Genomic DNA, 2,899 nt, shown 5'->3' with positions numbered 1-2,899 from the left:
GGAAGGTCTATCAAGTCACCGAGCGCGGTCGAGACGCGTTTAACACTTGGATGCTTGCCGATCTCACGGAAGGCGACGCCGAGTCCGTATCACTGCACCGCTTTTTCTTTCTGGGACTGATGAGTCCGCTGGATCGGATCACGGTCCTGCGGAATATTGTCCGCCGTATGGAGAACGAACTCGACAAATTCACAAAGCTGCAGGAACAAGTGGCCGCGGTTGAGATAGCTCAAGAACACGTCGAGATTGCCGACTACCAACTTGCGACACTGGAACTCGGCCGCGCAGCACGAAGTCGCACGCTCGAGTGGTTCAAGGAACGTCTCGAGCGTGAAGAGCACCAGTAGAGCCGCTGCCCGGACAAAGTTCGAAGATCAAGCAAGAGGGAGGCACCAGCACGATGCAGCAAGTTCTCGTAGTGACCCACCCCGAAGCGTCGCACCATGTTGACGGGCGCGTCGGCGGCTGGTTCGACGCTCCATTAACTGAGCGTGGCCTGACTGAAGCCGGTCAGATCGCAAAGCACATCCGTCAAATTGTTCCGCGGGAAGCAAGGCCTCAGATCGTTGCATCTGACCTGCTCCGTACTCGACAGACCGCCGATGCCATCGGCACCGTACTGGATACCCAGCCGACGTTCGACGCGGATTTACGGGAAAAATCCTATGGAGACGCTGAAGGGCGCCCCCAGCAATGGTTGTCCGAGCGGTTCATTCATCCTCCTCGCATTGGCGATCGCTTGAACCATGATGAAGGCATCGACAATAGCGAGACGAAACTCGAATGGATAGAGCGTGTCTATGCGGCCGTGGACACCATTGAAGGCACCCCTACCGACTTACGCATCATCGTGACCCATGCAGGCACCGCCAACTGGGTGATCGCAGCTTGGATGCGCGTTCCCATCCAGGGCTGCTCCTACGCCGCCTTCAACATCCCGTCGGGGAGTATCACCGTCCTTCGGGAGGACGATATGTTTCACAATCGAACTCTCGTAGATCTCGGAGACCGATCGTTCTTGCACGACCGCTTCGACTGATCTTCGCGAGCGTCTGCACGCTCGCAGCGGCCGTCGCAGCACTGGCGAAGGACGTGCGGTCGATTCCGAACTCCGAACGCTGGGAAGCGCACGCGAGTGCGCGTGGTCTTCTGCCGGAGTCAGACGAGTAAAAACCGTCCGTCTTCAGGTCTTCACGCTGGTTTCCGACGCGACCAGCGTCGGAACCGCTCGAGCTCTTCGAACCCTAAACGCTTGTACACGCCGAGACCGAGTTCACTCGCTGAGAGGACGGCTGGAAGCTCAGGTGCAGTTTCAAGCACAGCGACGGTGAGCTCTCGACCAATACCCCGGCCGCGCCATTCGGGCAGTACTGTGACTGCGCTGACCGTCACGGATTCGGTATTCAGCACCGCCAATCCGGTGCCGACGGCTGCTCCGTCGATGTCCGCAGTGAGGAAGCGCAGTCGCGGATCATGTTGGGAGCCGGCTGGATGCAGCTCGCCCGGCAGCTCGCGTTGCCCGCCGTTCGCAACGAAGCTCAGTTCCTCCCAGCGGTCGAGCTCTTCGTCGGTCTCGACAGTTCGGATCCGCACGCCGGTGGATGCTCGTCCGAGATCTGCGACTGGGCCGGGCGACCTGAGCATCCACACCGGGCCGTCTTCCGGTTCCCTCCCCGGCAGTTCCCGGCCGGAGAGGACGGCAAAGCTGTCACAGATGTCGCCGGCTACGTCTGCAACGAGATCAGGATGCGCGTCTGGCTCGATCGTGATGCCTGCGAACAGGAATCTGTGCGGGCTCGGACCCGTAGCTCGACCAACAGGTCCTTCGAGAATCCATTCAGAACCGAGATGCTCGTGGAGCGAATGCTGCAAAGTGTTCTCGCCTCGTGCACACAAAGCGATGTTCTCGCGCGTGCTGAGCTGTTCATCTACGCCACACAATCTGCTCTCCTTCGACGACGTGAGTCTACCCGAATGCAGCGGTTTCACTGCCGCTCCCTAACTAGCCTTGTAGGAACACTCCGTCCAGAGGCAAGACCGGCCGGAACACCTGCAAACCCGGCCGCACGGACGAGCCCGTCACCGTAGCGGAGTCGCTAACAGGATCTTCACTGCGAGCTTCCAGCCACCCAACGACGCAACAGTCTAGATTGACATTAGTATTGCTCATCGTTCACGACTGGAATTTGGCTATGCATCGGAAAGCAGCGGCATCGTTCCTATTCGCGGCCCTCACTACGACGGCCCTCACCGGGTGTGTCTCCCTCCCCCAGGCGTCACCCCCTCAGGTCTCTGACGCTTCTCCGTCCTTGACCCACGAACCCGAAGAGGTCATCCGTGAAACAGACATGGTGAAGGACCCGGATCTCTTTTTCGATGAGAATGAATATCAAAGCGATAGTCGCCCCACCGCGTGGCCGGAGGTCATCCCCAAACCCGAGGGCGAACCGATTGATGGAAACGATGGTGTTGCCTTCTACCTGGTTGACGGCGACATCGACTTTTACGAGGAGTACGTTCAGGTTCTTCTCGACATACCGGATGCAGAACTTTTGGATCGTGACGAGCGTGCAGAACGAAACCCGAGCGTGGTCATACGCATCGGTAAATACAGCGCGCTCGTGATGTATCATCCCGACAATGATCGGGTCAGCATAGGCGTTGAGTACTATCTCTGGTAGCCTGCCGCCTCCGCCCCGCCAGGCTTTGCAGTCGCAGAGGGTCGTAGACACACTGGTCATCGCCTACAGCGTACGCAGACCTGCGCTACCTTGACCCCCTACGGACGCAGGCGGTCCCGTGCCATCGCGCCCAACGAGGCGCGGTGGCAGTTCGAATCCCGGACGAACGAAAAAACCGCCTGGCTCTGCCAGACGGTTTTGCTCGTGACCCCAAGGGG

General features: G+C 59.3%; 4 protein-coding genes. 3 read left to right on the top strand and 1 reads right to left on the bottom strand.

All coding sequences use genetic code 11. The annotated features are described in order from the left end of the window. Both Q0O95_RS13915 and Q0O95_RS13910 read left to right on the top strand, forming a co-directional pair. Positions 1-347: hypothetical protein (locus tag Q0O95_RS13915; RefSeq protein ID WP_293699922.1), on the top strand; the 347-nt coding region annotated here is incomplete at its 5' end. 53 nt (positions 348-400) lie between these two features. After that, positions 401-1,039, top strand: a complete 639-nt coding sequence (locus Q0O95_RS13910) for a histidine phosphatase family protein (protein WP_293699919.1) — start codon at positions 401-403, stop codon at positions 1,037-1,039. 152 nt (positions 1,040-1,191) lie between these two features. Here Q0O95_RS13910 and Q0O95_RS13905 read toward each other — a convergent pair whose 3' ends face one another. Beyond that, complete coding sequence (locus Q0O95_RS13905; RefSeq protein WP_293699917.1) at positions 1,192-1,872, bottom strand: GNAT family N-acetyltransferase; 681 nt, start codon at positions 1,870-1,872, stop codon at positions 1,192-1,194. A gap of 437 nt (positions 1,873-2,309) precedes the next feature. Between Q0O95_RS13905 and Q0O95_RS13900 the strand changes: the two genes are divergently transcribed. Continuing rightward, the gene (locus tag Q0O95_RS13900; protein WP_293699914.1) at positions 2,310-2,681 is read left to right on the top strand and encodes a hypothetical protein; all 372 of its coding nucleotides are present in this window, start codon (positions 2,310-2,312) and stop codon (positions 2,679-2,681) included. Positions 2,682-2,899: the final 218 nt, after the last annotated feature.

This window comes from uncultured Agrococcus sp., from assembly GCF_945915485.1.
Classification (GTDB): Bacteria; Actinomycetota; Actinomycetes; order Actinomycetales; family Microbacteriaceae; genus Agrococcus.
Note: the sequence above shows the minus strand (reverse complement) of the source record. Positions and strands in the feature narration are given on the sequence as shown.

Excerpts from the sequence above, each read along its gene's own strand:
- Q0O95_RS13910 (WP_293699919.1), top strand. The coding sequence starts at position 401 with ATGCAGCAAGTTCTCGTAGTGACCCACCCCGAAGCGTCGCACCATGTT.